General features: G+C 64.7%; 23 protein-coding genes. 4 read left to right on the forward strand and 19 right to left on the reverse strand.

The features are described from left to right. Positions 1–57: 57 nt before the first annotated feature. From ACIQTS_RS04015 to ACIQTS_RS04070, 12 genes are all read right to left on the reverse strand, one after another. The gene (locus ACIQTS_RS04015) at positions 58–1,545 is read right to left on the reverse strand and encodes an MFS transporter (protein WP_365942817.1); all 1,488 of its coding nucleotides are present in this window, start codon (positions 1,543–1,545) and stop codon (positions 58–60) included. A 116-nt stretch (positions 1,546–1,661) separates the two neighbouring features. Beyond that, positions 1,662–3,128, reverse strand: coding sequence for an aldehyde dehydrogenase family protein (locus tag ACIQTS_RS04020; protein ID WP_402471418.1), 1,467 nt, complete (start codon positions 3,126–3,128; stop codon positions 1,662–1,664). Next, the gene (locus tag ACIQTS_RS04025) at positions 3,125–3,559 is read right to left on the reverse strand and encodes an OB-fold domain-containing protein (protein ID WP_365942819.1); all 435 of its coding nucleotides are present in this window, start codon (positions 3,557–3,559) and stop codon (positions 3,125–3,127) included. The genes ACIQTS_RS04020 and ACIQTS_RS04025 overlap by 4 nt, the downstream gene beginning before the upstream one ends. 18 nt (positions 3,560–3,577) lie before the next feature. After that, positions 3,578–4,783, reverse strand: a complete 1,206-nt coding sequence (locus tag ACIQTS_RS04030; RefSeq protein ID WP_365942820.1) for a thiolase family protein — start codon at positions 4,781–4,783, stop codon at positions 3,578–3,580. Positions 4,784–4,828: 45 nt separating this feature from the next. Next, the gene (locus tag ACIQTS_RS04035; protein ID WP_402471422.1) at positions 4,829–5,641 is read right to left on the reverse strand and encodes a VOC family protein; all 813 of its coding nucleotides are present in this window, start codon (positions 5,639–5,641) and stop codon (positions 4,829–4,831) included. A gap of 49 nt (positions 5,642–5,690) precedes the next feature. Continuing rightward, positions 5,691–6,296, reverse strand: coding sequence for a TetR/AcrR family transcriptional regulator (locus ACIQTS_RS04040; protein WP_402471425.1), 606 nt, complete (start codon positions 6,294–6,296; stop codon positions 5,691–5,693). An 81-nt stretch (positions 6,297–6,377) separates the two neighbouring features. Continuing rightward, a complete protein-coding gene (locus tag ACIQTS_RS04045) occupies positions 6,378–8,531 on the reverse strand; it encodes an acetate--CoA ligase family protein (protein WP_402471427.1) in 2,154 nt (717 codons plus the stop codon). Positions 8,532–8,658: 127 nt separating this feature from the next. Beyond that, complete coding sequence (locus tag ACIQTS_RS04050; RefSeq protein WP_402471430.1) at positions 8,659–10,866, reverse strand: acyl-CoA dehydrogenase; 2,208 nt, start codon at positions 10,864–10,866, stop codon at positions 8,659–8,661. Positions 10,867–11,287: 421 nt separating this feature from the next. Beyond that, positions 11,288–13,375, reverse strand: a complete 2,088-nt coding sequence (locus ACIQTS_RS04055; protein WP_365942825.1) for an ABC transporter ATP-binding protein — start codon at positions 13,373–13,375, stop codon at positions 11,288–11,290. After that, positions 13,376–15,109, reverse strand: a complete 1,734-nt coding sequence (locus tag ACIQTS_RS04060) for an ABC transporter ATP-binding protein (RefSeq protein ID WP_402471432.1) — start codon at positions 15,107–15,109, stop codon at positions 13,376–13,378. A 256-nt stretch (positions 15,110–15,365) separates the two neighbouring features. Continuing rightward, the gene (locus ACIQTS_RS04065) at positions 15,366–16,616 is read right to left on the reverse strand and encodes a M20 family metallopeptidase (RefSeq protein WP_402471434.1); all 1,251 of its coding nucleotides are present in this window, start codon (positions 16,614–16,616) and stop codon (positions 15,366–15,368) included. Between the two features lie 141 nt (positions 16,617–16,757). Continuing rightward, positions 16,758–17,408 carry a 4a-hydroxytetrahydrobiopterin dehydratase gene (locus tag ACIQTS_RS04070; RefSeq protein WP_332595004.1) on the reverse strand — a complete coding sequence of 217 codons (651 nt, stop codon included), beginning with the start codon at positions 17,406–17,408 and terminating at the stop codon, positions 16,758–16,760. Positions 17,409–17,599: 191 nt separating this feature from the next. Here ACIQTS_RS04070 and ACIQTS_RS04075 point away from each other — a divergent pair, with 191 nt between their 5' ends. Continuing rightward, on the forward strand, positions 17,600–18,136 hold the full coding sequence (locus tag ACIQTS_RS04075; protein ID WP_402471437.1) for a hypothetical protein: 537 nt from the start codon (positions 17,600–17,602) through the stop codon (positions 18,134–18,136). Continuing rightward, complete coding sequence (locus ACIQTS_RS04080; protein WP_133834812.1) at positions 18,136–18,591, forward strand: DUF421 domain-containing protein; 456 nt, start codon at positions 18,136–18,138, stop codon at positions 18,589–18,591. The genes ACIQTS_RS04075 and ACIQTS_RS04080 overlap by 1 nt, the downstream gene beginning before the upstream one ends. A gap of 74 nt (positions 18,592–18,665) precedes the next feature. Here the strand turns inward: ACIQTS_RS04080 and ACIQTS_RS04085 are convergent, their stop codons facing one another. The 3 genes from ACIQTS_RS04085 to ACIQTS_RS04095 all read right to left on the reverse strand — a co-directional run bounded on the left by ACIQTS_RS04085 (position 18,666) and on the right by ACIQTS_RS04095 (position 20,091). After that, entirely contained in the window at positions 18,666–19,004 is a 339-nt protein-coding gene (locus tag ACIQTS_RS04085; protein ID WP_105656083.1) for a hypothetical protein, read from the reverse strand. Beyond that, positions 18,995–19,591 carry a cysteine hydrolase family protein gene (locus ACIQTS_RS04090; RefSeq protein ID WP_133834811.1) on the reverse strand — a complete coding sequence of 199 codons (597 nt, stop codon included), beginning with the start codon at positions 19,589–19,591 and terminating at the stop codon, positions 18,995–18,997. The genes ACIQTS_RS04085 and ACIQTS_RS04090 overlap by 10 nt, the downstream gene beginning before the upstream one ends. Positions 19,592–19,836: 245 nt before the next feature. Beyond that, a complete protein-coding gene (locus ACIQTS_RS04095) occupies positions 19,837–20,091 on the reverse strand; it encodes a hypothetical protein (protein ID WP_332728707.1) in 255 nt (84 codons plus the stop codon). A 193-nt stretch (positions 20,092–20,284) separates the two neighbouring features. Here ACIQTS_RS04095 and ACIQTS_RS04100 point away from each other — a divergent pair, with 193 nt between their 5' ends. Next, positions 20,285–20,701 carry a CBS domain-containing protein gene (locus ACIQTS_RS04100; protein WP_402471441.1) on the forward strand — a complete coding sequence of 139 codons (417 nt, stop codon included), beginning with the start codon at positions 20,285–20,287 and terminating at the stop codon, positions 20,699–20,701. 105 nt (positions 20,702–20,806) lie between these two features. Here ACIQTS_RS04100 and ACIQTS_RS04105 read toward each other — a convergent pair whose 3' ends face one another. From ACIQTS_RS04105 to ACIQTS_RS04115, 3 genes are read right to left on the reverse strand one after another with little or no spacing between them, the layout of a single operon-like run. Beyond that, entirely contained in the window at positions 20,807–21,055 is a 249-nt protein-coding gene (locus tag ACIQTS_RS04105) for a hypothetical protein (protein WP_105656078.1), read from the reverse strand. Between the two features lie 27 nt (positions 21,056–21,082). Continuing rightward, positions 21,083–21,238: a hypothetical protein gene (locus ACIQTS_RS04110; protein ID WP_181149051.1), complete on the reverse strand. Its 156-nt coding sequence runs from the start codon at positions 21,236–21,238 to the stop codon at positions 21,083–21,085. Between the two features lie 24 nt (positions 21,239–21,262). Beyond that, complete coding sequence (locus ACIQTS_RS04115; RefSeq protein ID WP_332499151.1) at positions 21,263–21,523, reverse strand: Rho termination factor N-terminal domain-containing protein; 261 nt, start codon at positions 21,521–21,523, stop codon at positions 21,263–21,265. 312 nt (positions 21,524–21,835) lie between these two features. On the opposite strand from ACIQTS_RS04115, the gene ACIQTS_RS04120 reads away from it, so the two are divergent. After that, positions 21,836–22,756, forward strand: coding sequence for an SDR family oxidoreductase (locus tag ACIQTS_RS04120; RefSeq protein ID WP_402471446.1), 921 nt, complete (start codon positions 21,836–21,838; stop codon positions 22,754–22,756). A gap of 37 nt (positions 22,757–22,793) precedes the next feature. Here the strand turns inward: ACIQTS_RS04120 and ACIQTS_RS04125 are convergent, their stop codons facing one another. After that, a complete protein-coding gene (locus ACIQTS_RS04125; RefSeq protein ID WP_402471449.1) occupies positions 22,794–23,888 on the reverse strand; it encodes a hypothetical protein in 1,095 nt (364 codons plus the stop codon). Positions 23,889–23,926: the final 38 nt, after the last annotated feature.

A 23,926-nucleotide genomic window follows, 5' to 3' on the forward strand; every position in this document is an offset into this window, starting at 1 on the left:
CGTTGCGAAACAGAGCTGGGCTGGTCTTGTTCGGCGTTGCGGCGGTGCTACCGGCGGCTAGACCAGATCATCAGCTGGTTGCGCCTGCTTCGGCAGCTGCATGGCGGCATCTTGAGGCACCCAGACTTTCGGAGTGCGGCTGAGCATGAACGCGATCAACAGCGCCGCGAGCCCGAAAACTGCCACGAAGCCGAAGGCCTGGAAGACCCCTTGCTCCCCCACCGCGGTGGTAACCGGATCCTGGTGGCGGGCCAGCAGGTAGGCGCCGACGGCGGTAGCCACGGACTGGCCAATGTTGCGCACCATGGTGTTGGTTCCGGCGCTCTCCGAGGTATGCGTCTCTGGAACCGCCTCGATCAGCACGTTGGGCAGGGCACCAAAGGTCAGGGCGATGCCCACCGAGTTGACGGACATGGCCACCAGGAACGCCAGCAGGCTGCCCAGGGTGAACATGATCGCGGTGACAGCGGCCAGCATCAGCAGCAGGCCGGTGATGAACACGAAGCGGGCGTTGAACGCCTGGGCGAGCTTGCCGCCCAGCGGGGAGAAGAAGTAGCCCAGCAATGCGGTGCCGCCGCTGAACAGGCCCGCTGTGGTGGCGGAGAAGCCCAGGCCGAAGCCCATTTCCGCGGGGTACTGCAGCACGTACTGGCTCGGCACCGCCATGCCGCCGATCGGTCCAACCGCTGCCAGGAAGGTGGCAGCCATGGCCAGGGCGATCTGGCGGTTTTTGAACATCTGCAGGTTCACGATCGGGCGCTGGCAACGCAGTTCCCACCAGACCCACATTGCGACGACCGCCAGGCCAGCGAGCAACAGCCCGCCGCCGCCAAGCGAGGCCCATCCGGCCTTGGAACTGTTGGACAGGCCAAGCAGGATGCCCGAAGCACCCACCGGCAGCAGCAGCGCCCCGGCGATATCCAGCCGGCCCGAGGTGGTTTCGCGCGGCTTGTCCTTCGGGAGCACCACGAGCACCGCGATGACCGCCAGCACCGCCAGCAGGCCGGCGAACAGGAAGATTCCGTGCCAGGAGAAGGTGTCGATCATCAGGCCGGCAATCAGCGCCCCGCCGGCGCCGGCGATCAGCGCGGAGGCGCCGATCATGGACACGCCCACGGGCAGTTTCTTCTCTTGGAGGTGCTCGCGAGCCAGGCCGAAGGCCAGGCCCATGACGGCACCGGCCGCACCCTGGATGCCGCGGCCGAGGATGATCATTTCAAGGCTGCTGCCGACCAGCGAGATCAGCGAGCCGATGGCGGCCAGAGCCAGCACCACCACCATCACCCGGCGCCGGCCGTACAGATCGCCGAAGCGCCCGCCGAGCAGCGCCGCCGACGCGGACACCAGAAGGTAGATGGTCACGACCCAGGCTACGGCATTCGCATCCACGTGGAAGTCGGCCATGAGCGTCGGGAGGGTTACGTACATCATTGAGAGCTCGAACGCTGAAACAATCTCGGTCAGCACCAAGACCGCGACTACCGCCACGAATCCCGGAGCCGATGCACGCGTCGCACTCAGCTTTGGGGGCCTAGCTTGAGACATCTTTGTCCTGCCTTATCCGCGCCGGAATGGCGCTTTGAGGGGTCACCTAGGCACCCTCCGGACAGGACGCCCGGGCAAGGCCATGCGGTGATGTTCTTGCCCGAGCGGGCAGCTGCTTAGCGGGTTGCGATACCCACTGACTTGGTCCAGAAGAACTCTTCCAGACCTTCAAGTCCGCCTTCGTTTCCGATGCCGGAGTGGCCGATGCCGCCGAAGGGGCGTTCGGCCGTGGCGTTGAAGGCGCCGTTGACTGCGATCTCGCCGGTCTCCATCGACTCGGCCAGGCGCAGCCCCCTTCCCAGATCGGCGGTCCAGATGTACCCCGAAAGCCCGTAATCCGTGCCGTTGGCGATCTGGAGCGCGTGCTCCTCGTCGCGGAACGGGATCACCGCCAGCACCGGCCCGAACACCTCATTCTGCGCCAGCGACCCGTCAGGGTCCACGTCAGCCACGATGGTTGGCGGGTAGTAGAAGCCCTGGGCGAGTTCCCCGCCCAGGCGTTGCCCGCCGGTGACCAGGCGGCCGCCTTCTTCCAGTGCCTGGCCGAGCATCGAGTCCATGCGGTCGATGGCGTCCTGGTTGATGACCGGTCCGCACATGGTGTATTCGCCGGCGGGATCCCCGATGGGGAACTGCTCCGCCGCCTGCACGACCTTGCCGATGAATTGCTCGTACACCGATTCCTGCACCAGCAGGCGGGTCGGCAGCGCGCAGGCCTGGCCGCTCATCATGCCGAAAGCGAAGAACGCGGCGTGCCCGGCGGCCTTGTCCAGGTCCGCGTCCTCGAAGACCAGGTTGGCCGACTTGCCGCCCAGCTCCAGGATCATCGGCTTGAAGGTCTTGGCGCAGGAGGCGGCGATCGCCTGTGCGGTCGCCGGTCCGCCGGTGAAGGTGATCTTCTTGACCAGGCGGTGCTCGACCAGCGCGGCGCCGGCGGAGGGGCCGCCGGGAACGATGTTGATCGCTCCGTCCGGGATCCCCGCCTCGCGGGCCAGGTCCGCGAAGGCAGTCGGGGTGTACGGTGTCAGCTCGCTGGGCTTGATGACTATGGTGTTGCCCGCGGCCAGCGCGGCCGGGACCTTCATGGCCAGCGACATCAGCGGCGCGTTCCAGGTGATGATGGCGCCGATGACGCCGTAGGGCTGACGCAAGGTGTGGCCGAAGGAGCCGCCAGCTCCGCCATTGCTGGTGATCCGGCCCAGCGGCAGCTTGTCCGCCCAGCCTGCATAGTAGCGGGTCCACTCCACTGCGGCGGCAACCATGTTCCGGGCGGTGATGCGCGGGGCCCCGTTATCGGCCATGCCGGCGGCGGCCAGCAGCTCGGTGTTCTCCTCCATGAGCTCGGCGAGCTTCATCAGCTTGCGCGAACGCTGCCCGGCAGGCAGGGCACGCCATTCGAGGAACGCTGCATGGGCGGCCTGCACGGCTTGGTCGATCTGCCCGGTTGAGGCCATGGGCACCAGGCCGTTGACCTTTCCGGTGGCCGGATCGATGTGCTCGTGGGTGGTTTCGCTTTCCATGATCACCTGCGCGCCGATGCGCAGGGAAGGGGCTGGCAGCTGGATGCCGGTCTCGATGCTCATGATCCAGTCTCCGGTTCGTAGCGCAGCATGGTGATGTCTCCCTCGGGGTGGTCGCAGAAGACCGGGCGGACCTGCATGCCGATCTCGAGCTGTTCCGGGTCGGCGTTGATGATTTCGGTGGAGAACTTTGGTCCCTCGTCCCACTGGACGATGGCCAGTATCATTTCCTTTGCCGAGGCGAAGTGCGCCGCCGGCGGACGGGTGGCCACAGTGTAGGAGTACAGCGTTCCGGCGCCGGAAATTTCGCGCCATTCGAGGTCATCGGCCAGGGTGCGTGGGGCCAGCGGACGCGGGTAGAAGATGTATTCGTCCAGCGACGGCGAGTACTGGATGCGGATCTTGCGCTCGGCAAGTGCATCCCAGAATGGCCGGGTCAGCGGGGTCGGAACCGGCAGCGGCCGGGACAGGGTTTCCGGGGTGTAGGTGGTCATTTTCTGTGTCTTTCCTTTCTAGTCGCCCTGCAGGATCAGCGCGGTCTGCTCGCTCATGATGCCGCCGTTGCCGCTGACGAACGCGCGGTTGCAGTCGGACACCTGGGCGGCGTTGGCGCGGCCCATGATCTGGCGTGCCCCGTCGATGACGTGGTGCATGCCGCCGGCCACGCCGGCCTGGCCGAAGGACAGCTGCCCGCCGGCGGTGTTCATCGGGAAGTCCCCGCGGAAGGTCAAGTCGTGGTTGGATACGAAATCCATGCCCTTGCCCTTGGGCGCGAAGCCCGCGTCTTCCAGGCTCATCAGCACCGTGATGGAGTAGCAGTCGTAGATGGAGACCATGTCCACCTCCGAGCGGGTGATGCCTGCCATGGAGAAGGCTTGCTCGGCGGCGTGCACCATCGGGGAGGTCATCAAGTCGCGGGCGTAGGTGGGGGTCTTGTACGGCACGCGTTCGCCGAAGCCGGTAATCCATACCGGACGGTTCTTGGACTTCTTGGCCAAATCCGCGTTGCCCACCACCACGGCTGCGCCGCCCTGGCACGGCATGACGATTTCAAGCATGTGCAGCGGGTCGGCAATCATCGGCGAGTTCAGCACATCAGCGACGGTGATCGGCTGGCCGTGGAAGACCGCCTCCGGGGTGGCGCAGGCGTTGGTGCGCTGGTCCACGGCGATCTTGGCCATGGCCCGCTCGTCGTAGCCGAACTCGTAGCCGTAGCGCTTGGCGATCTGCCCGTAGGGGCCGTTCTGCCCGAGGTTGCCGTAGGGGATTTCGAATTCTGCCTGCGGGGAGCCGAAGGCGTTGGAGGATGCGCCGAAGTGCATCTTGTCATCCATCACGAACGGCTTGCGGTCGTCCATCGGGAAGTGGTGGGTGCCCGGGAAGGTCACCAGCACCGCGTCGCACAAGCCCAGCTCCACGGCGGCCGCGGCGCGCCAGATGCCGGCGGCGGATCCCGCGCCGCCCAGGTCCACGATCTCCGCGAAGTTCGCGTCGATGCCGAGGTATTCGGTGACAGTGGACGGCACGAACATGTCCGCTTCGCCGATCATAGGGGTGACTACGCCGTTCACATCCGTGGCGGACAGTCCTGCGTCGTCCAGCGCGGCCTTGGACAGCCGGGCCCACTGTTCCAGGTTGAACGAGGGTTCGCGGGTGAGCTTTCGCTGCGGTGGAAGTTCGCAATAGCCGAGGATGGCTGCTTCGCCTCTCAGTCCCATGAGGTGTCTCCTTAGTGCTAATTCTTTGATAGTGAAGTTCGTGTCTCAGGCGGCGTGCGCACGCTGGCCGGTGAGGATGTCCAGGCCCAGGGCCTGGAATCTGCTTCCGGCACCGCGCAGCGCCTGCAACAGCCCTGCATCCAGGTCCGGTGCGGGTGCTGATGAGGCGGTGAAGGATAGCGACTGCAGCCCCGGTGGGGCATTCTCGTCAACCCGCAGCACCAGTCTGGAGCCCTGCGGCCAGGAGAACAGCTGGGAGGCCGGGTCGAATTCCAGGCTCGTGACCCGGGCCCCGAGCACCGCGCCCAGCACCAGCCGGGCCTGGGCCGCGTCGCGGATGCTGCCGGCAATGAAGTCCAGCCGTTGCGGAGGATTCTGCGCCGAGGGCTGCTCTTCCCAGGGGCAAGGGGCTGCACCGGGTGCGGTGATGCCGTCGTTGCCGTCCAGAGCCAGCTCGGTCTGCACCAGTTGCACCAGGAATCCCAGTCCGGTGTCCTTGGGATGCAGGAACAGTTCCTTCCACCATTGGTTGTCAAGGTTTTGCAGGATGGTTCGCACCCCGGCGGCGCGGGCGAGCTCCATGGAGGCATGGATGTCCGAGACCTTGAAGGTGATGTGGTGCGGGTTGGCTGCGCCCCCGGTACGGGCCAGGTGCTCGGCAACGAACCCGCCGCCGCCAGCAGGCGGTTGCAGCAGTTCCAGGCGCATGCCCTCGGCCAGTTCCAGCTGGCAGGGGCTGAAGGAGCCCTGGTGGAAACCGGAGACCCAGCGGGCGCCGAGCGTGCGGTGCACGCTGGGCCCGGCGGACTGCCAGGAAGGCACGGCGAAAGCAACATGGTCCAGTTCATGGGCGCTCATGAGGCACCCCCGGACCGGGAGACAGGAATTGAGGGGAAAGGGCCAGGCCCTAGGCTTCGGCTTGCTCCAGCCGGTGCTGGATCAGCGCCACGAAGCGGTCGAGCACCCCATAGGCCTGTTCCATGGTCTTGTCCTGCAGCAGCACCCGCGAGACCACGTCCAACAGCACCGCCCACACCATCACGGTGATGTCCGCGGCTTCGGCATCGTCCAGCACGCTCATTTCCGCGCGGATCGGCGCTTCCAGCGCCTCTCCGAGGCGAGCCATGACCGGGACGACGTCCGCCGCGGTGCTGCTGCGCAGCTGCAGGATCGCCTTGTAGAAGTACGGGTGCTTCTCGAAGCTGCTCAAGGCATTGCGCAGCCGCAGCGAGATCGCTTCCGTGGTGGACAGCCCGGTCTCCGAAGCCCCCGACCGCTGGGCGAAGGGCAACGCCCAGTCGTAGACCACGTTCGCGTACAGGTGCTCCTTGGAATTGAAGTACCGGTACAGAGTCCCCAGCGCGACGTTCGCCGCGGAGGCCACGTCGCGGATCTGGATCGAGTCGTAGTCCTGCGCCCGCAACAGGTCCTTGCCCGCGTCGATGATGCGCTGGCGCCTGACGACCTGGTAGGCCGGAAGCTCTGCCTGCTCCATGGAAATTGTTCCCGCCATGATGTGCCTCGTAAGTGGTGTGTGCCGTGGATTCCAACGGTATCACCAAGTTTTGGGCGAATTGCCTGCCACCAGTAATCATTACCGGTCCTTCCAGCGGATCAGGGCGTCCAGCGCCTCGATCTGCTGACCGGCAACCCGTAGCGGATTGATTTCAAGTTCTTCCAAGTCCTCGCCCAGCGACTGCGCAACCTGGGTGATCTGGAAGATCACCCGCGCGAGCTCGTCCAGATCGGTGGCCTCGCTGCCGCGGAAGCCCTTGAGCAGCTCGATGCCGCGCAGCGATTCGAGCATGCGGCGGATCTCCGCCAGGCTGACCGGCAGCAGGCGCAGCGCAGTGTCCTTGAGGATCTCCACCAAAACGCCGCCGAAACCGACTGCCAGCACCTTGCCCCACTGCGGATCGGTGATGATGCCGACCAGCAGCTCGTTGCCGGCAGGGCGCATCGGGGAGACCGCCACACCTTGGATTTTCGCGTCCGGAGCCAGCCGGGCCACCGAAGTGACGATGAAGCCATAGGCCTCGGTCACCTCTGCGGCGTCCTTCAGCATCAGGCGTACGCCCCCGACCTCGGTTTTGTGGGCGATGTCTTCGCTGGCGACCTTCAGCACAACCGGGTAGCCGATCTCCTCGGCCGTTGCGACTGCTTTCGCGGCGCTATTGACCACACGGCCCGGCACATAGGGCACGCCGTGCGCGCGCAGGAAGTCGCCGGTCTGGATTTCGCTCCACTGCTCGGCGCCTTCGGGCTTGGCAATAGCGGCCGGAGCCTCCAGCTGCGGTTCGGCGGCCAGCTGCGCGGTGCGCTGTCCCCACCAGACGCTGTGCCCGGCGGCTTCGATGCCGCGGTCAAAGGAGTCCGAGGCGTGCGGCAGGCCGTGCTCGGCGGCGAAGCCGCGCGCGAATTCGTTGACCTCGGTGGGCAGGAAACTCATGGCCACAACCGGCTTGGCCGAATTCTTGAGCTGGCGGTGCAATCCTTCCTGGGTGGGCTTGCCCAAATCCACCATGAACTGGTTGTTCGGCCAGGAGGTGTTCAGCACGACGAAGTCGAAGTTCTCATCATTGATGAATGCGTCGCCGGCCTTGGTGAGGATCGAAGGATCCACCGAGATGTAGCCGGTGGTGTCCATCGGGTTGTTCACCGCGGCGAATTCCGGCAGGCCGTCCGCACGCAGCTGGCGCACCGTGGATTCGGCCGGGGTGGGCAGCTGCAGGCCGGATGCCTCGGCCTTGTCGGCGACCAGCGCGCACATTGCGCCGGAGCCGGTGACCACGCCGAAGCGCGGGCCGGGCAGCGCGCCGTAGGATTCAAGGATCCCGGCGGTGGCGACCAGGTTCTCGATGTTCGCCACGCGGATCACGCCGAACTGCTTGCACACCGCGTCGAAGATCTTGTCATCCCCGGCCAGCGACCCGGTGTGGGCGGCGGCGGCCTTGGCCGAAGCCTCGGAGGCGCCAGCTTTGAAGATCACGATCGGCTTGCCGGCTTCGCGGGCGCGGCGGGCCACGTCCAGGAACTGTGCGGTGTCGGTGACCTGCTCCAGGTAGGAGGCGATGACCTTGGTGTTCTCGTCATCCACGAGCATCGACATGACGTCGATGGCCGAAATCATGGCCTCGTTGCCCACGGTCACGGAAATCGAGGTGCCAACCCCGCGGCTTGCCATATACGGTAGCAGGTAGATGGCCAGCGCGCCGGACTGGCTGGCCACGCCGACTCCGCCGGCCACCAGCGGCAGCTCCGTCATGTGGGCGAAGGCTGCTACCTTGGCATGCGCATTGATGAAGCCCAGGTTGTTCGGGCCCAGGATCAGCTGGTCGGCTTCGCGGGCGCGGTCCACCAGCTGCTGCTGCAGCGCCTGCCCTTCCGGCCCCGCTTCGCCCAGGCCGGAGGCCAGCACGATCAGGTTGCGGATGCCGCGGTCGATGCACTGTTCCTGGATCTCGGGCAGCGAGTTCGTGCCGGTGAGCACGATGGCCAGTTCAGGGGCTTCGGGAAGCTGCGCAATGCTGGCGTAGGACCCCTGCCCGTGGCATTGTTCCCCGCGGCGGTTGACCAGGTACAAATCCCCGGTGAATCCGGCGGCCCGGAGATTGGAGTGGCCGAAGTGGGACCAGGTGGAGTTGGTGTTCGCACCGATAATCGCTATGGAACGCGGTTCAAGCAGCTCGCGCAGGCGCTGGGGCGAGAGGGTTTCGTTGGTGCGGAGTTCATTGGTCGCAGCGGTCATGCCTTGGGTGTCCTTTCACGGCGCGCTCCGTCGTCGTCGGCGGGCGCATTTCGGGCTACGGCCCGAAAGAATGCTGGGGATTACTGGAGTCTCGGGCTTGCGGTTCAGGGGTGCGGGTGGGCTGCGCCTAGCTGCGCGGCAGCCCCAGGATCCGCTCGGCAATCACGTTGAGCTGGATTTCGATGGTGCCTCCGCCGATCAGCGCCGATGGAACCGAGAGCTGGGAGTTGACGGCGTCGGCCGGTGCGTGGGCGAAGAGCGCTGCGGGTCCGGCAAGCTTCAGCAGGTCCCCGGCCACCTGCCGGGCCAGGCGGCCGTGGGCCACCTTGGCCAGCGAGGAGCCGGTGCCCGGCTGCAGGCCGTTGACCTGGCGCAGGGTTTCGCGCAGGTTCATCGCCCCGATGGCGGTGCTGATCGCGGCGGCGCGGCCCAGCACCTCCAGCGCGTTCCGCCGGGTTCCGGCGAAGTTCTCCCCCAAGATCAATTCGCGCAATCCGTCCTCGGTGCCCATGGAGACACCGGAGGAAATCTGGGTGCGCTCGTTCTGCAAGGTGGTGGCGGTAATCCGCCAGCCCTGGCCCGGCTCGCCCAGCAGGTAGTCGTCCGCGACGAACACGTCATCCAGGAAGACCTCGTTGAATTCGGCTTCGCCGGTGGACTGGCGCAGCGGGCGCACGTCCAGTCCGGGAGCCGACATGTCCACGAGGAAGTAGCTCAGGCCCTTGTGCTTGGCGACCTCGGCATCGGTGCGGGCCAGGCAGATGCCCCAGTGCGCTTCGTGGGCCCCGGAGGTCCAGACCTTCTGGCCGCTCAGTTTCCAGCCGCCGTCCACCTTGACGGCTCGGGTGGACAGGCCTGCCAGGTCGCTGCCGGCTCCGGGCTCGGAGAACAGCTGGCACCAGATCAGTTCGCCCCTCAGCGTGGGCAGCGCGAACTGTTCCTTAACCGCTTCGGAACCGAAAGCGAGGATCGTCGGCATGGCCCACTCCCCGATGACCGAGGATGGCTGCAGCATGTCGCGGCGGGCGTATTCCTGGGAGATGATGACTTGTTCGGCCGGGCTGGCGCCCAGCCCGTAGGGGGCTGGCCAGTGCGGGGCGGCCAGGCCGTTTTCGGCGAGGAAGCTGCGGCGCGAGCCGCGCGAGTACCAGCGTCCGGCTTCGTGCTCGTTGCGCAGTTCGGCTGCGGTGTCCAGCAGCGCGGCGATGCGGCTGCGGAACGCGGAGTCCTGCTCGTCCAGCTCTACCTCGATCTTGCGTTCGGTGTGCAGTGCGGCTTCGCCGGCTGCCTCCAGTTCGCCGCTCAGGGCGGCGTTCAGCGCGTTCAGGCTGATGGCCCGGCGCCAGTACAGGTGGGCGTCGTGCTCCCAGGTGAAGCCGATGCCGCCGAGGATGGTGATCGCTTCGGTGACTGCTTCAATGGATGGGACAATCGCTGCTTCAAGCGCGCCGGCGGCGGCCAGGTGCTGCTGGGCTTCGTCCTGGCCGACGGAGACGACGGCGGACCAGGCTGCGGAGGTGGCCATTTCGGCCGCGATCGCCAGGTTGGCGCATTTGTGCTTGATGGCCTGGAAGGAGCCGATCGGGGTGTTGAACTGTTCGCGGATCTTGGCGTAGCCGGTGCTTTCCTCGCTGGCCCAACGCATGATGCCGGCGGCTTCCGAACCGGTGAATCCTGCGTGCAGCGCGGCGATCTTGCTGGCAGTGGCGTTGCCCAGCACCGCGTCGGCGAGAATGACGACATTGTCCAGGACCAGGGTGGCCGCGTCGCGGCCCAGGTCGGTGCCTTCGGCGGGGACCATTGAGACCCCGGCGGCCTGCGCTTCGATGACCGCGTAGCGGACGGTATCCGCAACGGTGAAGCCCAGCACCAGGTACTTGGCGGCCAGTGCGCCGATGACCTGCAGCTGGCCGGCAACGGCCCAGCCTTCGGAGATCTGCACGACCTTGAGCTGGCCGGTGGCCAGTACCAGGGCTCCGGTGGCGCCTTCGGCGAAGTCCGCGACGATCGGCTGGTTGTAGGCGTTCGGTTCGGCCAGGGTGACCGCTGCGCTGGCCAGCACGGTCGGCAGGAAGGGGCCTCCGACGTAGCGATGGCCGAATTCCTCGATGACGATGGCGGTCTCCACCAGCGTTCCGCCTTGGCCGCCGAGCTGCTCCGGGATGTGCAGGGCATGCAGGCCGGTCTCCAGCAGTTCGTTCCAGAAGCTTGGAAGTGCACCGGTGGCCAGCTGCTCGTGCTCGTCCCGAGTGATCAACGTGTCTACGCTTCGGCGGGTGAAATCGACCACGGCCGACGCGAGATCATTTTGTTCCTCGGTCAACGACAATGCCATGTCCAGTGCTCCAATCAGGGAACTTCGCTCCCCGCCCAGAATGTGACCGGGGTTACTTATATTCAATAACTGAAACTAGACTCTAGTTTAAGTTTGTTACCTAGGCAACACCTTTTCGGAAGAAAAAACTGCTTGACATTCGCGAGAATTCAAAGGGCCGCGGCAAGGTCGATTTTCCGTGGACCGCTCGACGCGAAGGTACGCGAAAACGGGCTGTGCGCTCCGGCGGGTTTCGCAGGAATCATCGCTCCAAAGCTTACCGAAATCGCTGGGGTTGCTGGTTTCCCCTATGCGAGCGTGCAACCTTCCAGCTTCATTCGCCCCGGCATGGAAAACGGGCATGGAAAAGCCGTGGCTGGGACGGGTTGTGCCCATCCCAGCCACGGCTGTCGCATCACTGCTTACCAGGTATCCCTAGTTCCTAGGAATCGAGGTTCGGCTCCGATCCGGGAACCGGCGTCTCAGCCAGCGGAATTCCGCCGGTTACCGCGGGCACCGCAGCCGTATCCGGATTCGCATCCACGTCCTCGGCCGGGCCAGCGAACTGCGACTGGTACAGCCGGTAGTAGGCTCCCTGGGTCCCCAGCAGGTGCTCGTGGTTGCCCTGCTCCACGATCCGGCCGGACTCCATCACCAAGATAGTGTCCGCGTCGCGGATCGTGGACAGCCGGTGGGCAATCACGAAGCTGGTGCGGTCGCTGCGCAGCGCGGCCATCGCCTGCTGCACCAGCAATTCGGTACGGGTATCCACCGAGCTGGTCGCCTCGTCCAGGATCAGCAGCGACGGGTTGGCCACGAACGCGCGGGCAATGGTGATCAGCTGCTTCTCGCCGGCCGACACGTTGGTGCCTTCCTCGTCGATGATGGTGTCGTAGCCATCGGGCAGCGCGCGCACGAAACGGTCCACGAAGGTCGCCTTCGCGGCCGCGATCACTTCCTCATCGGTCGCATCCAGCCGGCCGTAGCGGATGTTCTCCATGATGCTTCCGCCGAAGAGCCATGCGTCCTGCAGCACCATGCCAACCTTCGAGCGCAGGTCGGCGCGGGAAAGATCGGTGATATCGCGGTTATCGAGCATGATCTTCCCGGAGTTCAGCTCGTAGAAGCGCATCACCAGGTTCACCAGCGTGGTCTTGCCCGCGCCGGTCGGCCCGACAATCGCCACCGTGTGCCCCGGATCCGCATCGAAGGACAGGTCCTCAATCAGCGGCTTGTCCGGGGAGTAGGAGAAGGACACATTCTTGAAGGAGACATGCCCGTCGGCGCGGGCAGGAAGGCTGTCCTGCGCGTCGTCCGGTTCCTGTTCCTCCGCGTCCAGCAGCTCGAAGGTGCGTTCAGCCGAAGCCACGCCGGACTGCAGCATGTTCGCCACGCCGGCAATCTGGCCCAGCGGCTGGGTGAACTCGCGGCTGTACTGGATGAACGCGGTCGCGTCGCCCAGGCTCATCGTGCCCGAAGCCACGCGCAGCCCGCCCACCACGGCGATGCCCACGTAGGCCAGGTAGGACACGAAGTTCATCACCGGCATGATCATGCCCGAGACGAACTGGGCGCCGAAGCTGGCCTTGTACAGTTCCTCGTTGCGCGCGGTGAAGCGGTCCACCATGTCCGCTTCGCGGCCGAAGACCTTCATCAGCTCGTGGCCGGAGAAGGATTCCTCGATCTGCCCGTTCAGCGCGCCGGTGTTCTTCCACTGCGCGGTGAACAGCTTCTGCGCCCGGGTGCCGATAATGCCCGCGGCAGCTGCCGAAAGCGGCAGGGCCACCAGCGCGATCAGCGCCATTTGCCAGGAGACCACGAACATCATGATCACGATGCCGATAACGGTCATGGCCGAGGAGACCAGCTGGCTCAGCGCCTGCTGCAGCGCATTCTGGATGTTGTCCACGTCGTTGGTCACGCGCGAGAGCAGATCGCCGCGCTGGCGCGTGTCGAAGTAGTTCAGCGGCAGCTTGTTGATCTTGTCCTCGACGTCCTTGCGCAGGTTGTATACCACGCGCATGACCAGCTTGTTCAGCAGCCAACCCGAGGCCCACGAGAAGAGCGAAGCGACGAAGTACATGGAGAGCACGATCAGGATGTACTGCGAAAGCTGGGTGAAGTCGATGCCCTGCCCGGGGACGAAGTCCACCTTGGAGAGCATGTCGGCCTGGGTGCCCTGCCCGGAGTCGCGCAGCTGCTGGATCACCAGCTCCGCGGGCGTGCCGGCCGGGATGTTCTTGCCGATCAGCCCGGCGAAGATCACGTCCATGGCCTTGCCCAGGATCCGCGGTGCGATCACCGAGAGCACCACGTACACGGTGATCAGCGCGAACACCAGGACCATGCCCAGCTTGTACGGGGACATCAGCCCGACCAGGCGCTTGGCCGATGGCCAGAAATGCTCGGCCTTGCGTACCGGGGCGCCACCGCTCCAGTCGTCGGCTCCCGCCGCGGCATCGAATTCATTGACGTCCGCAAGCTCGCTTTCGAGCTGTTCCGGATCGATATTCTTCTGCTTCTTCGCCATTTAGGCCACCTCCTCCACGCTCAGCTGGGATGCCACGATTTCCTGATAGGTTTCCGAGGTTTCGAGCAGTTGCTCGTGGGTACCCCGGGCCACGATTTCGCCATGGTCCAGGACCAGGATCTGGTCCGCACCGGTAATGGTCGATACGCGCTGGGCCACGATGATCACCGCGGCGTCCTTGGTCGGTTCGGCCAGGGCCGCACGCAGCCTGGCATCGGTGTTCACATCCAGTGCCGAGAACGAATCATCGAACAGGTAGGTGCTCGGCTTCGCGGCCAGGGCCCGGGCAATGCACAGGCGCTGGCGCTGGCCACCGGAAACGTTGGTGCCGCCCTGGGAGATCTTCGAATCCAGCTGGCCTTCGCGTTCGGCGACGAAACCGTCGGCCTGGGCCACTCTCAGCGCATCCCACAGGTCATCTTCGGTAGCGTCCTGGGCGCCGAAGCGCAGGTTGCTGGCGATGGTCCCGGAGAACAGGTAGGGGCGCTGCGGCACCGCGGAGATGTTCCGCGAAATGGTGTCGCGTCCCAGTTCCCTCAGCGGCACCCCGCCGATCAGGATTTCGCCTTCGGTGGCGTCGTAGAGCCGCGGGATCAGGTTCAGCAAAGTGGTCTTGCCGGCACCGGTGGAGCCGATGATGGCAGTGGTCTGCCCCGGCTTGGCGGTGAAGGAGATATCGTTGAGCACCGGCGCCTCGGCGCCGGGGTATCCGAAGCTGACGTTCTTGAATTCCACGGTGCCCGGGGTGGGCAGCGCGACCTGCCGTTCGGCGGCGTCGAGCATGCTCGGCTCGCTGTCGAGCACCTCGGAGATGCGGTCGGCCGAGACCATGGCACGGGGAATCATCATGGCCATGAAGGTACCCATCATGACCGCCATCAGGATCTGCAGCAGGTACTGCAGGAAGGCGGTCAGCGCGCCGACCTCCACCTGGTTGTTATCCACCCGGTGCCCGCCGAACCACAGCACGGCGGCGGTGGACAGGTGCAGGATCATGGTGATCGCCGGGAACATCAGCACGAACAGGTTGCCGACCTTGACACCGAGGTCGGTCAGCTTCTGGTTGGCATCGGCATAGCGCTGCTTCTCATGCTCTTCGCGCACGAAGGCGCGCACCACGCGGATGCCGGTGATCTGCTCGCGCAGCACGCCGTTGATCCCGTCGATGCGGGTCTGCATATCGCGGAACAGCGGCATGAGCTTGATGACCAGCAGTCCCACGACAATGAGCACCAGCGGTACCGAAACCCAAACGAGCCAGGACAGTCCGGGATCTTCGCGGATCGCCATGATCACGCCGCCGATGGACATGATCGGCGCGGTGATCATGAAGTTCAACGCCATCAAGGTGAGCATCTGGATCTGCTGCACGTCGTTGGTGCCGCGCGTGATCAAGGTGGCGGCGCCGAATTTGTTGACGTCCTGGGCCGAGAAGGTCGAGACCTTCTCGAAGACCGACTGGCGGATGTCGCGGCCCACGCTCATGGAGGTCTTGGCCCCGAAATAGACGGCTGCCACCGCGGTGGCTACCTGGATGAGGGCCACCACCAGCATCAGTCCGCCGGTGCGCCAGATGTAGTCGATATCGGCTTCGACCACGCCGACGTCGATGATCCTGGCGTTCAGGCTAGGGAGATAAAGAGTGGCCACGGTGGTGGCCAGCTGCAAAATGACTACGGCAATGATCCACCCCGTATACGGCTTGGAGTGTTTTAAGATGAGCTTGAGAAGCATGTGGAAAATCCTCGCTGGCATCAAGCTCTCCGGCATGCTGGACCTTCGGATTAAGGGCAGCGTGATTGAAGAGCGATTGCCAGTCTAGCGCTCGCCTTGGACACTTTGAATCATCCTTGCGATTGATCTTTATCAATCACTGTCAGGCATCCGCATTCCCGCAGGATCCCGGGCATGGTGGCGTTAATCATAAACCGTGTATTTACCGGCAGGACAGGTGCCGGTTACTTGCCACCAGCTCCTCTTGCGGTGGACATCATCGTTCTGCCGAGTCCTGTGCCCCGTGGCCCAGATAGGCCAAGGCGGCCACCACCTGGGCGCGGGTTCCGGTTTCCAGGGTCGGATGGATCACCGGGGCGAAGAATGGCGAGTGGTTCGCCGGGATCTTCGAGGCAACGGTGCCCTCGGCGACCGCCGCCCGGTAGGCGTCCTGATCCGCGCAGCCCACCGTCCAGTAGGCGTACGGGATGCCGAAGGCATCGGGGATGACGCTGAAGTCCTCCGAGGCGGTGGCCGGTTCGGCCTGGTAGACCTGGCCCTGGTCGAAGTGGGCTTCGAAGGCCTTGGTGATCCGGTCGTTGGCCGCCGCGTCATTGCTGGTCAGCGGGAACTGGTCGTAGAACTCGAAGTCCGGTTCCTTGGGCGAGCCGGCCGCGGCGCATTCGCCGCGCACGATGCGTTCGATGGAGTCGATGACGTGCTGGCGCAGCTGGAGATCATAGGTGCGGATGTTCAGCAGCAGCTGGGCCCGGTCCGGGATGATGTTCGCGGCGCTACCGGCATTCAACGCGCCGACGGTCAATACTGCGAACTGCCCGGGCCGGGTTTCACGCGAAACAATGGTCTGCAGCTTGAGCACGATGGACGAGGCCAGGACTACCGGGTCCACCGAATTATGCGGCATCGAGCCGTGCGCACCGCGCCCGTAGACGGTGATGCGCAGGCTGTCGCCGGCGGAAAGGATCGGTCCCGCGGTGGTGCCGATCCTCCCCGCTTCGACGGGCATCACGTGCTGGGCCAGCGCCACATCGGGCTTCGGGATCCTCTCCACCAGCCCGTCGGCCACCATGGCCTTGGCCCCTGCGGCGGTTTCCTCGGCTGGCTGGAACAACGCCAGATAGGTGCCGGACCAGCGCTCGCGGTTCCCGGCCAGGAACCGGGCCGCGCCCAGCAAGGTGGCCATGTGCATGTCATGGCCGCAGGCGTGCATGGCACCGCGGACCGTGGAGGAATATTCCAGCCCGGTGTCCTCGGCGACCGGCAGGGCATCCATGTCGGCCCGGGCCAGTACCACCGGCCCCTCGCCATTGCGCAGGATTCCGACGATTCCGGTACCGCCGATCAGGCAGGTTTCATAGCCCAGATCCTCCAGTTCCTCGCAGATTCGCGCCGAGGTCTCGTGCTCGGCCAGGCCCAGTTCCGGATGCCGGTGGAAATGCTTATAGAGCTCGGCCTGCCAGGGCAGCTGCTGCGAGATCGAGGCGGTGATTTCCTGTGCGGTGCCCATTGGCTTCCTTCCATCGCGGCCAGCATCCGAGCCCCCAAGGCCCCGCTGGCTTATCCGCTGTCAATCTATCCCCTGGCCGGCAGGACAGTCCAGAATCCGGTCGATTGCACCGGGAGCAATGGCCGGCTCAGGCCAAGGCCGCTAGCGGTCCTGCTCGGTGCAGATGCAGAAGCGGTTGCCCTGGTGGTCGCTGGCTATGGTGAAACCCGGAGCGCTGCGCTCATCGAGCACCGCACCCTGGCTCTCCAGCTGCGAAAGCACGGCAGCGCTTTCGGTGTGGGGAACCCACACATCCAGATGCAGCCGTGAGGGATGAGGCGTCGGGGTGTGCTGGAACCAGATGGCCGGCAACCTGCCCGCAGGATCGGCGAGGCTGCCGTCGGGCTGCTCGCGGTAGCCCAGGCCAGCGGCCCAATCCCCGGTTATGGCTTGGGCGTCGTCGGTGTCGATGCCGATTTCCACCACCTTGATCAAATCCAGGCGCGCTTTGGCATGCAAGGCGGCGGCCCGCTGCGTGATTTCCGAGGCCAGCGCGAGGTCCCTTTCGGTGATGTCGCCACCGGCGTCGTGGGACACGGTCGAAACGAACAAGAGGTTGTAGCGCCAGTCCACATCAGGATGGTGGTTGGCCATCTGCGCTGCGCCAGCGATGTCGCTGAACAATTCGATGGCTTCTGCCGAGCTCTTGGTCTCGTACACGGTGCAGAGCTTCCCGGCCAGCTTGCGCCACTGCGGCAGAGCCTCCAGCCGAGAGGCCAATTCGGTGCTTTCAATGCGGTCGTTTACGGTCATGATCTCCTCCTCCTGGTGCAACTGTGGCACCACTTCCGGGCCGGCTCAAGCGGTCGGCCGCAACGCACAGGTTGGCGCCAGCGCCAGCCGCTGCGAACTGGATGCCGCCTGTGAACCGGAACTCGGCTGGTCCTGGCGCAGGCGAATCGGCTTAGCCTCGATAGCAAGAGCGCAAGGAGGGCCCAAATCCCATGCTGAATATCTTCCAGGCCAAGATCAGCGACTCGACGCTGGATGACATCACCTCGGAGGACAGCAATCGCAGGCGCCGGCTGCTGAGCCTCGCCGCCCTGCTCGTGATTGCAGCCTTCGTGCTGGCGGCTCTGCTCGGCGCATTCGACCAGAAGAAGAGCATGGAACAACAGGCCGACGGCTTCACGGTCCAGCTGCAGTTTCCCGCGGTGGTCCGCGCCGGCAATGAAATCCAGCTGAGGGTTGGGATCAGCTCTGCCGTCCCTTTGCCCGAGACCATCACGCTGGACCTGAGCGAGGACTATCTCATGCTCTTCGAGGACTTATCGGCCTTTCCCGAACCGGAGTCCGAGTCGAGCCGAGCTGACGGAACCATTGAATTCGAGGTGGCCCCGGCACCGGGGTCGCGGCAGATGGTTGCCACCCTCACGGGCCGGGCTTCGGACGAATGGTCGCCGAGCGCCAAAGGCGTGCTCGGAATTACTGCCAACGGCGAAAGCACCGACCTGAAGATCAGAACTTGGAGGATCCCCTGATGGAAATCGTCATCCGCGCAGCCACCGCCTTCATCATCCTGTGGCTGGTCACGCGCGCCGCCGGCAGATCGACCCTGGGCGAGCTCAGTTCCTTCGAGCTGGTGCTGTTCGTCGTCCTGGGCGATCTGGTGCAGCAGGGCATCACCATGGAGGACCGTTCGCTCACCGGCAGCCTGCTGGCGGTATTCACCATGGTGGTCCTGGCCGCTGCGCTGAACTTCGCCAATATGCGCTGGCCCAAGCTGGGCAAGCTGATGCAGGGCCGCCCGATTGTGCTGATCCGCGACGGGGTCCTGGACCGCAAGGCCCTGCACAACGAGCGCATTGGGCTGGACGAATTGAGCATGCTCGCCCGCCAGGCTGGCATCGAGAACTACAGCAGCATCCGGCTGGCGATACTGGAAGCCAGCGGCAAGATTTCCTTCTTCACCCAGGAGGCCGAATCCCGTCCGTGACCACGCGATGGCAATGGTAGAAGGGGCATCCCTGCACGGGATGCCCCTTCTGCGGTTCTCAGCCCACCGGTGCGCTACTGCTGATCGGGTGTTTCACGCTGGTCCGGCAGGTTGGCGGTCCGCTCGGCGTCCAGGCCTTGCTCGTCATCCTGGTCGGGGTAGTCCAGCAGCGTATCGTCGACCGGACGCTGCCCGTCAATCGGTTCGGGAAGCAGCGTTTCGGGATTGAGCGCCAAGGGATCGCCGTCGTTTTCCTCCAGCACCCGGTCTGCTCCGCGCAATGGATCCTCGGCGTCCTGGGCCTGGGGTGCATCCGATGACCCAGCCGCCGGCTGGCTATCGCGCCCATCCAACGGCTCGTCCGTGTCCGAGTCCTTGCGCACGTCGTCGAATTCAGAATTATTCAGTGACATTCCAGCTCCTTGTCGTGTTTCCAATCGGTAATGATTTCCAAGGTGGTCTTCAGCTTCTGCCGATGCTGCTTGCGCATGAATTCCAAGGTAGTCCCTTCGAAATCCGGGTCGGCCGATGCGGTGGCATCGGTGGCCACCGCCACCGGCAAGTTCGCAGCGAAGGCATCGGCCGCGGTGGCGGAGATGCACGTCTCGGAGGAGACCCCGGCGAGCACCAGCGAACTGGCGCGGCGCTGCAGCAGCAGGTCCTTGAGCGCCGTATTCCAGAAAGCGCTGTCCCTGCGCTTGACCACCTCGATGGCCCCGTCCAGTTCCAACTCCGCCAGGTACGCGGCCTGCCCCGTTCCTTCGAACAGGTAGCCCTGGTCGTCTTCGAGCATCTTCAGCGTCCAGGTGGATTTGTCTTCCTTGTGCACGGTGCGCACGCTGATCACCGGGTATCCGCAGGCCCTCGCCGCTACGGCCAACTGGTTGCAGCGGGCTGCCAGATCCTGGCGGGCCAGTGCCAGAGCCGGATCCTCGAAGAATCCTTCTTGCAGGTCAATGAGCAGCAGCGCGGGGTGGCTGAAGTCGCTTGTCGCGCTCATGGCTCAGCATGTTCGGCGCAGTGCTGGCAGCAGTACGCCTTCGGGCCGTGGTGGACGGCGTGGCCCAGAATGGCGCAACCGCAGTGCGCGCACCTTTCGGCCATGGCGTGGATGGCGCATTCGAAACTGTCGAAGCGGCCAGAGCGCCCGTTCCGGCTGAGCGTGAACACCATTTCGCTTGCATTGCCGCAGATATCGCAGGTCTGCATGGATTGCCTCCTGAACTCGGATTGGCCATGGAACAGCTAGCGGTCCCCTTCGCCTTCGGAATACTGGTCTTCCGGGGAATCGTCGAGGTCGGGGTCGGCTCCTTGGACAGGAGGCAGGTGATTCCCGGGCTGCTCCAGGTCCTCTTCTGATGGTTCCCCGGAGTCGGCTGGCAGGTGTTCGTCGTCGGGTTGCCCCAGCGGCCAGAGATTCTCAACCAGGTCCTTGTCGGGATCCTTGAATCTGTCGGCAGCATGCGAAATGGCATCTTTGGCTTTGTCGATGAATCCCATGGTCATTCTCCTCACGTTGCGTTTCCCGGTTCTCTACCAACTACCAGCTATTGGCGGCACAAGTACATGATTAATCGGCTGTTGCCAGAGTCGAGGGGGCGCATCTGCAAGCTCGCTGGCAATGGTTGAAGACCAGCTTGCTGTGCTTGAGCGTGGAGGGTGTCCCACAGGAATACGCGAAAGGAGCACGATCATGGTTGCAGCCAAGGAACTAATGACCTCGCCTGCCAAATGCGTCAAGGAGCAGGACTCGATTCAAGTCGCCGCCCAGATGATGAAGGACCTCGGGGTCGGCATGCTGCCGATCTGCGGCAAAGACAACCGCCTGGCCGGCACGATCACTGACCGGGACATCGTCATCAACGCCGTGGCCGACGGTGTGGTCACTTCCAGCACCAAGGTGGCCGATTACGCCCAGGGGAAGCCGGTCACCATCGGAGCAGACGACTCGGTCGAAGAAGCAATCCGCACCATGCAGGAACACCAGGTGCGCAGGCTTCCGGTCATCGACGGGCATTCGCTAGTCGGCATGCTCGCCCAAGCAGACGTCGCCCGCTACTACGACGAGCAGAGCACCGGCAACCTGGTCGAAGGGATTTCCCAGGACTAGGATCTCCCAGCCCAGCCGGACCGCAACGCAGAGCGTCCGGGAAAACCATGGTTTTCCCGGACGCTCTGCCCTTGTTCTCATGCGATTCTCCTGGCGGGAACGCCGTCACCGTCCGTTGGCGTCTGTGCCTCCCCGCGGATCGTCCAAGGAGCTCGGTCCCCGGATCACGCGGTACAGGCCGTAGATGAAGACCAATGCGCCCCAGCCGGCCACGATCCATAGCGGCCCTGAGGTGCTGTCAGGCGCTGCGAGCAGCGCATAGATGGCGAATCCTACGGCCACGAGCCCGCCGACAATCGCCAGCCACAGGCCAGCGCGATGTTTGCGGGGGCTGTCCGCTGCTTTGCCCGTCATGGCTTTTCCCTTCGCTGGAGGGAAAGTTCAGCCCGCGTCATAGCGTTCTTCCCTTTCCTCGGATTCATCTTCGGTGTTCTCGTTGATGCTGCCGCGGCGAACCACGCGCTCGTCCCCTGGCTGGGCATCCTCATCCGGTTGGGTGGTGCGAGCCGGATTCTCGGGCTTCTCGCGTTCACTCATTGTGTCTCCTTCCGTGGCGGTCTGCTATGAATTGCGCAGGGCTTCGATGAGTTCGGCCTTGCGCATTTTCGAACGGCCATCAATGCCGATTTCCTTGGCCCGGTCCTGCAGCTCCCCGACCGTCCAGTCCTCGTAGTCTCCGGCTTTGCCTCCGCGCTTGCCCACTGCTGACCGGCCGTCGCGGGCGGCGGCATTGGCGATGCGCGCCGACTTCTGCTTGGAGTTCCCCTCCTCGCGCAGCTCCTCGTAGAGTTCTTCATCCTTGATCCGGCTCTTGCCTGCCATGGGTTTCCTCCCTCGTACGCTTCGCCAGCTGGCCCTTTTGCAGTGCCAGCACTGTGCGTTCCACGCTAGCCACTTCGCTGATCAGGGGACAGTGCCCCTGCCGGACTTTGCGCTGAATCCCAGACTTCAGCGGTAGCACAATTCATGCAGCGGGGTGCGAAACTGGATCTTCGCAGAAAAAAGTCTGGCTGTTGCCGCCGAAGGTGGAGGTGATCCTGGCGCAGCGGAAGGCCCGGAGCACACTGGATGTGAACCCGGACGCCGCTGAGCGCACCGCGCCGGCGTCCTGCCGCAACAGCAGGAGGAAATCCCATGCCCGAGAAGAATCCCCAGAACCGCTCTGAGCCGCTCGGTACCGAAAGCGAAGACCGCGCCGGCAAGGAAAAGATCAGCCCGCCCGAACAGCGCCAGCAGGAACCCGGCCTGGACCGGGATCTGAAGCCCAAGGCGGATCACGGCGAGCGCAGCTACAAGGGCCGGGACCGGCTGTCTGGAAAGAGCGCTTTGATCACCGGCGGCGACTCCGGCATCGGCGCGGCGGTGGCCGTCGCCTTTGCCCGCGAGGGGGCCAAGGTCGCCTTGGCCTATCTGCCCGCCGAACAGCCTGACGCCGACGCCATCGCCGGGGTCCTGGAAGATGCGGGAGTCGAAGTCCACCTGCTGCCCGGGGACCTGCGGGACCGCAATTACCGCGATTCATTGATCGACGAGGCGGTGACCGCGCTGGATGGCTTGGACATCCTGGTGAACAACGCCGGCAAGCAGATCAGCGTCGAGTCCCTGGAAGAGCTGAGCGACGAGCAGGTCGAAGCCACCTTCGATGTGAACATTTTCGCGATGTTCGCCTTGAGCCGCGCAGCCCTGCAGGTGCTTCCCGAAGGCGGCTCCATCATCAACACCACCTCCATCCAGGCCTTCGATCCCTCGGATCACCTGATGGACTATGCCGCCACCAAGGGCGCGATCAGCAACTTCACCAAGTCGCTGGCTTCCCAGGCCGCGAAGAAGGGCATCAGGGTCAATGCCGTGGCTCCCGGCCCTATCTGGACTCCGTTGCAGCCTTCGGATGGCCAGCCGATCGAGGCGCTGCCTGAGTTCGGCCACGATACCTGGCTTGGCCGGGCCGGCCAGCCGGTGGAAGTGGCCCCGGCCTATGTGTTCCTGGCCAGCGATGAGGCTTCATACGTGGTCGGTTCCACGGTGCATGTGAACGGCGGCAAGAACCAGCCGTAGGGCCGTGAACCGGTCCCCGGGCGATAGCGCCCGGGGATCAATCCACGTCATCCTTGCTGATGGTGAATTCCATGTTCCTCCGCTCGTATTCGCGCTGGCTGAAGGTAGCGCGCTGGACTTCCTTGACCTCGTCAAAGCTGGAGCCGATGGCCCCGCCCATGGTTCCCAGCGAGGATGCCAGCCATGCAAGATTGATGTATTCGGCCATCGTGACATCATGGCGCAGCTGGTAGGCGAGGTATTCCTGGTCAATGACAATCAGCGAGCCTGCCAGCAGGGCAAGGAACAAGAGCAAGTACATGGCCGTCGCGGCAAACCCGACCGTCAGCACGGTGGCCGCGTTGTAGACGACCATCCGCTCACGGCGGCGGTTGCCCTTGGGCCTCTCCCACAACCGGTTGTGCAGCAGCAGCCAGAGCGTGAGGATCAGGATGCTTGAGACCGTGATCAGCGAAAGCCGCCCGACAGGCAGGTAGTCGGCCATGGACCAAATGCTCGTGTAGAACACGCCGAAGGCACCGGTGGCCACCGCACCTGCCATCGCGGAGGAAAGCCGCGGCACCAGTTTCCACGGCTGGTTGCTGCGCACCATCCCGGCAATCAGCAGCAACCGCCCACGCAAACCCTCGATGCTCGAGATGCGGTTCTGCTCGTTCTGCCCGTCCTGCCGGCTGGCGTGCACGCTCATCGCCCGTCCCAGCGGGGTCGGAGGCGGAGCCGGCTGCTTGCCGGTAGCCAATTCCCTGACCAGTTCGGCCAGTTCCCGTGCCACGGTGCGCGGCCGGGCCAACCCGAGGCTGGGCATGGAAAGCACAGCCGAGGCATCCTCGACGGAAATCACCGAACGCACCGGACGGTTCTGCACATAGTGCGGTGCATCGGTCAGGTAGATGATGAAGTCCCAGCCATGCTTCTCCCGCAGCCTGGGCACCTTGTCGTTCAGCGCGACCCGTCCGCTCTCCCCCAAGGGTAGGGAAAAGGGAGCTACCTGCACGTCCCATTGCTGCTCGTGCTCCTGCAGCTTCTCCATGACCCCTTCCAGCCGGGCAGCGATCCGATTGGCCATCGCGTCGGCTATGCCAGGGTCGGCAATTAATCCCACCGTGCGCTTCTCGGGCTCTTGCACGCTCATCAGCACCTCGCAGCTCTCAGGGCAGCAGTTTGGCCCGC

It is taken from the genome of Glutamicibacter sp. NPDC090743, assembly GCF_044769125.1.
Taxonomy (GTDB): domain Bacteria; phylum Actinomycetota; class Actinomycetes; order Actinomycetales; family Micrococcaceae; genus Glutamicibacter.

Bases quoted from the DNA above. Each gene is read 5' to 3' on its own strand.
- ACIQTS_RS04015 (WP_365942817.1), bottom strand. From the start codon at position 1,545: ATGTCTCAAGCTAGGCCCCCAAAGCTGAGTGCGACGCGTGCATCGGCT.
- ACIQTS_RS04020 (WP_402471418.1), bottom strand. From the start codon at position 3,128: ATGAGCATCGAGACCGGCATCCAGCTGCCAGCCCCTTCCCTGCGCATC.
- ACIQTS_RS04025 (WP_365942819.1), bottom strand. From the start codon at position 3,559: ATGACCACCTACACCCCGGAAACCCTGTCCCGGCCGCTGCCGGTTCCG.
- ACIQTS_RS04030 (WP_365942820.1), bottom strand. From the start codon at position 4,783: ATGGGACTGAGAGGCGAAGCAGCCATCCTCGGCTATTGCGAACTTCCA.
- ACIQTS_RS04035 (WP_402471422.1), bottom strand. From the start codon at position 5,641: ATGAGCGCCCATGAACTGGACCATGTTGCTTTCGCCGTGCCTTCCTGG.
- ACIQTS_RS04040 (WP_402471425.1), bottom strand. From the start codon at position 6,296: ATGGCGGGAACAATTTCCATGGAGCAGGCAGAGCTTCCGGCCTACCAG.
- ACIQTS_RS04045 (WP_402471427.1), bottom strand. From the start codon at position 8,531: ATGACCGCTGCGACCAATGAACTCCGCACCAACGAAACCCTCTCGCCC.
- ACIQTS_RS04050 (WP_402471430.1), bottom strand. From the start codon at position 10,866: ATGGCATTGTCGTTGACCGAGGAACAAAATGATCTCGCGTCGGCCGTG.
- ACIQTS_RS04055 (WP_365942825.1), bottom strand. From the start codon at position 13,375: ATGGCGAAGAAGCAGAAGAATATCGATCCGGAACAGCTCGAAAGCGAG.
- ACIQTS_RS04060 (WP_402471432.1), bottom strand. From the start codon at position 15,109: ATGCTTCTCAAGCTCATCTTAAAACACTCCAAGCCGTATACGGGGTGG.
- ACIQTS_RS04065 (WP_402471434.1), bottom strand. From the start codon at position 16,616: ATGGGCACCGCACAGGAAATCACCGCCTCGATCTCGCAGCAGCTGCCC.
- ACIQTS_RS04070 (WP_332595004.1), bottom strand. From the start codon at position 17,408: ATGACCGTAAACGACCGCATTGAAAGCACCGAATTGGCCTCTCGGCTG.
- ACIQTS_RS04075 (WP_402471437.1), top strand. From the start codon at position 17,600: ATGCTGAATATCTTCCAGGCCAAGATCAGCGACTCGACGCTGGATGAC.
- ACIQTS_RS04080 (WP_133834812.1), top strand. From the start codon at position 18,136: ATGGAAATCGTCATCCGCGCAGCCACCGCCTTCATCATCCTGTGGCTG.
- ACIQTS_RS04085 (WP_105656083.1), bottom strand. From the start codon at position 19,004: ATGTCACTGAATAATTCTGAATTCGACGACGTGCGCAAGGACTCGGAC.
- ACIQTS_RS04090 (WP_133834811.1), bottom strand. From the start codon at position 19,591: ATGAGCGCGACAAGCGACTTCAGCCACCCCGCGCTGCTGCTCATTGAC.
- ACIQTS_RS04095 (WP_332728707.1), bottom strand. From the start codon at position 20,091: ATGGGATTCATCGACAAAGCCAAAGATGCCATTTCGCATGCTGCCGAC.
- ACIQTS_RS04100 (WP_402471441.1), top strand. From the start codon at position 20,285: ATGGTTGCAGCCAAGGAACTAATGACCTCGCCTGCCAAATGCGTCAAG.
- ACIQTS_RS04105 (WP_105656078.1), bottom strand. From the start codon at position 21,055: ATGACGGGCAAAGCAGCGGACAGCCCCCGCAAACATCGCGCTGGCCTG.
- ACIQTS_RS04110 (WP_181149051.1), bottom strand. From the start codon at position 21,238: ATGAGTGAACGCGAGAAGCCCGAGAATCCGGCTCGCACCACCCAACCG.
- ACIQTS_RS04115 (WP_332499151.1), bottom strand. From the start codon at position 21,523: ATGGCAGGCAAGAGCCGGATCAAGGATGAAGAACTCTACGAGGAGCTG.
- ACIQTS_RS04120 (WP_402471446.1), top strand. From the start codon at position 21,836: ATGCCCGAGAAGAATCCCCAGAACCGCTCTGAGCCGCTCGGTACCGAA.
- ACIQTS_RS04125 (WP_402471449.1), bottom strand. From the start codon at position 23,888: ATGAGCGTGCAAGAGCCCGAGAAGCGCACGGTGGGATTAATTGCCGAC.